A 6,887-nucleotide genomic window follows, 5' to 3' on the forward strand; every position below is an offset into this window, starting at 1 on the left:
GACATCGCGGGCAGCTCCGGCTGGTTCGATCGCGGATTTGTCACCTACACCAACGAGGCCAAGCAGCAGATGTTGGGGGTGAGCAGCGATAGCCTTGAACAGCACGGTGCAGTGAGCGAAGCGGTGGTGCTGGAGATGGCCCGCGGGGCGCTGGCTCACTCGTCTGCCTCCATCAGCGTTGCTATCAGTGGCATCGCCGGCCCCGGCGGCGCCACCGAGGGCAAGCCGGTCGGCACCGTCTGGTTCGCCTGGGCCGACCGCAATGGCCGTCACCACTCCCTGCTCGCCCGCTTCGACGGGGATCGCCGACAGGTACGCCAGCAGGCGGTGAGACAGGCCTTGTCGGGTCTGTTGGCCCTGCTCAGATAAATTGGGCTTGATACTGTATGAATAGACAGTATACTTAGCCCAACTTCACTTCTTACTCACGATTTCCAGCGGAGATTGGCATGGATCAGAACAAACAGAAGGCACTGGCGGCTGCGCTGGGTCAGATTGAAAAGCAGTTCGGCAAAGGTTCCATCATGCGTCTGGGCGACAGCAAGACCATGGATATCGAAGCCATCTCTACCGGTTCCCTCTCGCTGGACGTGGCGCTGGGCATTGGCGGTCTGCCGTGTGGCCGTATTGTCGAAATCTACGGCCCGGAATCTTCCGGTAAAACCACCCTCACCCTGCAGGTGATCGCCGAAGCCCAGAAGAAAGGCAAGACCTGTGCCTTCGTCGATGCGGAACACGCCCTCGACCCTATCTACGCTGCCAAGCTGGGCGTCAACGTCGACGACCTGCTCATCTCCCAACCGGATACCGGCGAACAGGCGCTGGAGATCTGCGACATGCTGGTTCGCTCCAACGCCGTTGACGTCATCATCGTCGACTCCGTGGCGGCCCTGACCCCGAAAGCGGAAATCGAAGGGGAGATGGGGGATTCCCACGTTGGCCTGCAGGCCCGTTTGATGTCCCAGGCACTGCGCAAGCTGACTGCCAACATCAAAAACGCCAACTGCCTGTGCATCTTCATCAACCAGATCCGGATGAAGATCGGCGTCATGTTCGGCAGCCCTGAGACCACTACCGGTGGTAACGCGCTCAAGTTCTACGCCTCCGTGCGTCTGGATATCCGTCGTATCGGCGCCATCAAGGAAGGCGACGAAGTGGTCGGTAACGAGACCCGCGTCAAAGTGGTCAAGAACAAGGTGGCCCCACCCTTCAAGCAGGCTGAATTCCAGATCTTCTACGGTGCCGGTATCTCCAAAGAGGGCGAGCTGGTGGATCTCGGTGTCAAGCACAAGCTGATCGACAAGGCCGGCGCCTGGTACAGCTACAACGGCGAGAAGATCGGCCAAGGCAAGGCCAACGTGATGAAGCTGTTCGCCGAGAACAAGGTGATGGCTGGCGAAGTGGAAGCCCGCCTGCGTGAGCTGCTTCTCTCCGGTGCCGTGCCAGTCGATGACAAGGCTGCACCGGTTGAGGCAGACGAGTTCGATGCCGAAAGCGAACAAGAGTTCGAATAAGGAACAAAGGAAGGCCGGGTAGATACCCGGCCTTGTTATTTATGATGGTTGATGAATCCGTGACCGAACCGGTCGAGCCCGCCGAGCCGACCTTTGCCGAACAGCTGGCCGCTGCCCGCGGCTATGCCATGCGCAGTCTGGCCCGCCGCGAGAGTGCCGAGTCGGAGCTGGCCAGACGCCTGCGCCAGCAGGGCTATCAGGAAGATGTGATCGAGGCGGTGGTCGACTATTGCCGCGGTTATAACTGGGTCAATGACGAACGCTATGGTGCCATGGCGGTGCGGGCCGGTGCCGCCAAGGGACATGGCCCGCTCAAGATCCGTTTCGACCTGCGCCGCAAGGGGCTGGACGATGGCCAGATCGATGCCGCCTTCGAGCAACCTGAGCTGGACTGGTTCGAGCTCGCCTTCGAACTATTGGAGCGACGGGCAAAAATTGCCGATCTGGCCGATTTCAAGCTGCGAATGAAGTGGCTCAAATATTTGCTGGGGCGCGGCTTTACCCAGGATCAGGCACGTTATGCCATCTCTGCCCTGCAAGAGCGGGAGGAGTAACGCCACTGCGTGGCAAACGTCGTTTCACCTCTCCTGGTGGCAGGTTTTCCCTGCCCGCTCAGTAGCTTGCGCAAGCAATTCCGAAAAGCGGCCTTTAGTTCATCCCATCTCTCTTTATGCGCTGCTTTTTTGCCTCTCGACAGTGAAAAAAGCCACTGTGGGCAGCGGCGCTCTTATCTGGCCCGTTTATGTGCGCTTTTTCGCCCGTGGCGGCCCTGTCCGTTTTACTTTACCCCGCAGAAAACTTACATTAATGCGGTTAAAAGTCCGTATTCGAATCAAGCAGGATTTTCCATGTATATGTCCACGTCAGAGATTCGCGCTGCGTTTCTCGAGTATTTCCGTTCCCAGGGGCACCAGGTTGTCTCCTCCAGCTCGCTGGTACCGCATAACGACCCGACCCTGTTGTTTACCAACGCGGGTATGAACCAGTTCAAGGACGTGTTCCTTGGCGCAGACAAGCGTGCCTACAATCGCGCGACGACTTCCCAGCGTTGCGTGCGTGCCGGTGGTAAGCACAACGATCTGGAAAACGTCGGCTATACCGCTCGTCACCACACCTTCTTCGAAATGCTGGGCAACTTCAGCTTCGGTGACTACTTCAAACAGGATGCCATCAAGTTTGCATGGGGCTTCCTGACCGAGGTGCTGCAGCTGCCGAAAGATCGCCTGCTGGTGACTGTTTACGCGACTGACGATGAAGCTTTCGATATCTGGGAAAAAGAGGTCGGTGTCCCTGCCGATCGCATCGTGCGCATCGGTGATAACAAGGGGGCCCCTTACGCTTCCGACAACTTCTGGGCGATGGGTGATACCGGCCCGTGCGGTCCCTGCACCGAGATCTTCTATGACCACGGCGATCACATCTGGGGTGGCCGTCCCGGCTCACCGGAAGAGGATGGCGACCGTTTCATCGAGATTTGGAACGTGGTCTTCATGCAGTTCAACCGTCAGGCTGACGGCACCATGGAGCCGCTGCCGCGTCCGTCCGTGGATACCGGCATGGGTCTGGAGCGTATCTCCGCCATCATGCAGGGTGTGCACTCCAACTACGAAATCGACATCTTCCAGGCGCTGATCAAGAAAGCGGCCGAGATTGTCGGCACCACCGATCTGAGCAACCAGTCCCTGCGCGTCATCGCTGACCACATCCGCTCCTGCGCCTTCCTGGTGGCAGATGGCGTGATGCCGTCCAACGAAGGTCGTGGCTATGTGCTGCGTCGCATCATCCGCCGCGCCGTGCGTCACGGTCGCAAGCTGGGCGCGACCGATGTCTTCTTCTACAAACTGGCTGCCGAGCTGGCAGTGCAGATGAAGGATGTCGCTGCCGAGCTGATCGCCCAGCTGCCGCTGGTCGAGCGAGTGCTGCGTATCGAAGAGGAGCAGTTCGTCCGCACGCTGGATCGCGGTCTGCTGCTGCTGGAAGACGCTCTGGCCAACCTGGGTGATGCCAAGGTTATTCCGGGCGAGGTGGTGTTCAAGCTCTATGACACTTACGGCTTCCCGGCCGACCTGACTGCCGACGTGGTGCGCGAGCGCGAGATCGGCATCGACGAAGAGGGCTTCAAGGCCGAGATGGAGAAGCAGCGTGCTCGCGCCAAAGAAGCCTCCAGCTTCGGCGTGAACTACAACGAGATGCTCAAGCTCGACTTCGAGACCCCCTTCACCGGTTACAAGACCTTGACCGAGCGTACCCGCGTGGTTGGTATCTACAAGGGTGTGGAAGAGGTGAGCGGTCTTATCGCCGGTGACGAAGCGGTCATCGTGCTGGAAGAGACCCCCTTCTACGCCGAGTCCGGCGGCCAGATCGGCGATAGCGGTACCCTGAAAGTGGACGACGGCATCTTTGCCGTGACCGACACCCTGAAAGCGGGCAAGGCGATCATCCACAAGGGTTACATGGAGCTGGGCACCCTGGAGAAAGGGGCCGAGGTCGAGGCCGTGGTAGACGCTGACCGTCGTCAGGCCATCGCCCTGAACCACTCCGTGACTCACCTGCTGCACGCAGCCCTGCGTCAGGCACTGGGCGAGCATGTCACCCAGAAAGGTTCTCTGGTTGGGGCCGAGCGCATGCGCTTTGACTTCTCCCACTTCGAGGGGCTGACCATGGCGACCATTCGCCGGGTCGAGGAGCTGGTAAACAACCAGATCCGCGCCAACCATGAAATCACCACCCAGCTGATGGATCTGGAAGCGGCCAAGTCCGCCGGTGCCATGGCGCTGTTTGGTGAAAAATATGAAGACGACGTGCGTGTCGTGCGCATGGGCGACTACTCCACCGAGCTGTGCGGCGGTACTCACGCCAAGCGCACCGGTGATATCGGCTTCTTCAAGATCATCGCCGAGAGCGGCATCGCAGCTGGCGTGCGCCGTATCGAAGCGGTGACCGGCAAAGCTGCCATCGACTTCATGCATCAGGTTGGCGAGCAGATCGAAGAGGCTGCCGCTCTGGTGAAAGGTGACCAGTTCTGCATCGCCGACAAGGTTCGCCAGATGCTGGACAAGGCCAAGATGATGGAGCGCGAGCTGGAGCAGCTCAAGGCCAAGCTGGCCGCTCAGGCCGGCAACGACCTGCTGGGTCAGGTGATCGAGATCAACGGTCAGAAGGTGCTGGTTGCAGCGCTGGAAGGGGCCGATCCGAAATCCCTGCGCGGCATGCTGGACGAGCTGAAGAACCAGATGAAGTCCGGTGTTGTGCTGTTGGCCACCTGTGCCGATGGCAAGGTCAACTTGATCGCGGGCGTCACCAACGACCTGACCGGCAAGGTCAAGGCCGGTGAGCTGGTCAATCTGGTTGCCCAGCAGGTGGGTGGCAAGGGCGGTGGCCGTCCGGACATGGCACAGGCGGGTGGTACCCAGCCTGAGGCGGTGCCGGCAGCGCTGCAATCCGTTCACTCCTGGCTGGAAGAGCGCCTGTAATCGGGCGAGGTGATCTGTGGCACTCTATGTACAGAAGTACGGCGGCACCTCGGTCGGCACACTGGAGCGGATCGAGGCGGTAGCTGAGCGGGTCGAGCAGACCCGCGCCCAGGGACACGATGTGGTGGTGGTTGTCTCCGCCATGTCGGGCGAAACCAACCGGCTGCTGGGCATGGCCCAGCAACTGGATCCTGATGCCAACCGGCGGGAGATGGATGTACTGGTCTCCACCGGTGAGCAGGTCACCATAGCGCTGCTGGCGATCGCGTTGAACAAACGCGGTTGTCCTGCGGTCTCAATGACCGGTGATCAGGTACGGATTCACACCGATTCCGCCTATGGCAAGGCGCGCATCACCCACATCGACACCGAGCTGGTTCATGCCGAGCTGGCTGCGGGCAAGGTGGTGGTGATCGCCGGTTTCCAGGGCCGTGACGAGCATAACGCCATCACGACGCTGGGCCGCGGCGGTTCGGATACCACGGCGGTTGCCGTGGCGGCGGCCATCAAGGCCGATGAGTGCCAGATCTTTACTGATGTGGATGGGGTATACACCACGGATCCACGCATCGAGCCCAAGGCGCGTCGTCTCGACACCATCACCTTCGAGGAGATGCTGGAGATGGCCAGTCTCGGCGCCAAGGTGCTGCAGATCCGCTCGGTGGAGTTTGCGGGCAAGTACCGCGTCCCGTTGCGGGTGCTGTCGAGCTTTATCGATGGAGAGGGAACCTTAATCACATATGGAGGTGATAGGATGGAAGCTCCCCTGGTATCCGGGATCGCTTTTAACCGCAACGAGGCCAGCCTGACCATTCTGGGCGTGCCGGACAGACCAACCGTTGCCGCGCAGATCCTGAATCCGATCAGCGACGCCAACATTGATGTCGACATGATTGTGCAGAACACCCTGGGAGATGGCACCGCCGACTTCACCTTCACGGTGAATCGTGACGACTATCGCCGTGCCCGGGCACTGCTGGAGGAGACCGCCACCGAGCTTGGCGCCTCCTGCGTGCAGGGAAATGGCGAAATTGCCAAGGTTTCCATTGTCGGTGTAGGCATGTGGAACCATCCCGGTGTTGCGCGCACCATGTTCAAGGTATTGGGCGAGGAGGGGATCAACATGCAGTTGATCTCGACCTCTGAAATCAAAATCTCTGTGGTGATTGACGAGAAGTATCTGGAGCTGGCGGTGCGAGCCCTGCACGCGGCTTTCGGGTTGGATCAGGCACCGCAAGAGCAGCCCTTGGGCTAACAATCTCTGATTGATTTAGTTTCAACCATTTACCATATCGGTATCTTTGTTAGATAATGTCGCATATCGATATAAAAACAAAACAGGATACAGGAGCAAGCGAATGCTTATTTTGACTCGTCGTGTTGGGGAAACCCTGATGATTGGTGATGAAGTGACTGTCACCGTACTGGGCGTTAAAGGCAACCAGGTCCGTATCGGTGTTAACGCGCCGAAAGAGGTCTCCGTACACCGCGAAGAGATCTACCAGCGCATCCAGGCCGAGAAAGTTCCGGGCCAACCGGGCTTCTAAGCCACTTTCATGGCTGTGACAAGGCGACACCTCATGTGTCGCCTTTTGTTTTTCCGGCCCCCTGAAATCGCCCTGCAGGGCGCGAAACTGCGGGATAAGTGCCGATATTGTTTGAATATTCCACGCTTTGACCAAATGCTGAGCGAACGCACTTTTTTCTCCAAAAAAGTGTTTGACTAAAAATCCCTGTGAAGTATTATCAGCCCCGCAAACGGAGAGGTGGCCGAGAGGCTGAAGGCGCTCCCCTGCTAAGGGAGTATGCGGCTTATACCCGCATCGGGGGTTCGAATCCCCCCTTCTCCGCCATTTGCGCCCGTAGCTCAGCTGGATAGAGTACCTGGCTACGAACCAGG

General features: G+C 59.1%; 6 protein-coding genes and 1 tRNA gene. All 7 read left to right on the forward strand.

Translation table 11 applies throughout. The features are described 5' to 3' along the window. A partial coding sequence (locus tag L972_RS01685) for a nicotinamide-nucleotide amidohydrolase family protein (RefSeq protein ID WP_047434763.1) occupies positions 1-369 on the forward strand: 369 nt, incomplete at its 5' end. Between the two features lie 80 nt (positions 370-449). Beyond that, entirely contained in the window at positions 450-1,514 is a 1,065-nt protein-coding gene (gene recA, locus L972_RS01690; RefSeq protein ID WP_005348744.1) for a recombinase RecA, read from the forward strand. Positions 1,515-1,558: 44 nt separating this feature from the next. Further along, positions 1,559-2,068 carry a regulatory protein RecX gene (locus L972_RS01695; RefSeq protein WP_047434787.1) on the forward strand — a complete coding sequence of 170 codons (510 nt, stop codon included), beginning with the start codon at positions 1,559-1,561 and terminating at the stop codon, positions 2,066-2,068. Positions 2,069-2,362: 294 nt separating this feature from the next. Then, positions 2,363-4,987 carry an alanine--tRNA ligase gene (gene alaS, locus L972_RS01700; RefSeq protein WP_005336056.1) on the forward strand — a complete coding sequence of 875 codons (2,625 nt, stop codon included), beginning with the start codon at positions 2,363-2,365 and terminating at the stop codon, positions 4,985-4,987. 16 nt (positions 4,988-5,003) lie between these two features. After that, positions 5,004-6,242, forward strand: coding sequence for an aspartate kinase (locus tag L972_RS01705; RefSeq protein WP_005336054.1), 1,239 nt, complete (start codon positions 5,004-5,006; stop codon positions 6,240-6,242). A gap of 103 nt (positions 6,243-6,345) precedes the next feature. Then, the gene (csrA, locus tag L972_RS01710) at positions 6,346-6,534 is read left to right on the forward strand and encodes a carbon storage regulator CsrA (RefSeq protein WP_005336053.1); all 189 of its coding nucleotides are present in this window, start codon (positions 6,346-6,348) and stop codon (positions 6,532-6,534) included. 213 nt (positions 6,535-6,747) lie between these two features. After that, positions 6,748-6,840: transfer RNA gene (locus L972_RS01715), tRNA-Ser, on the forward strand. The last annotated feature ends 47 nt before the right edge of the window (positions 6,841-6,887 follow it).

The sequence above is a fragment of the Aeromonas sp. ZOR0001 genome (genome assembly GCF_000801015.1).
Classification (GTDB): Bacteria; Pseudomonadota; Gammaproteobacteria; order Enterobacterales; family Aeromonadaceae; genus Aeromonas; species Aeromonas veronii.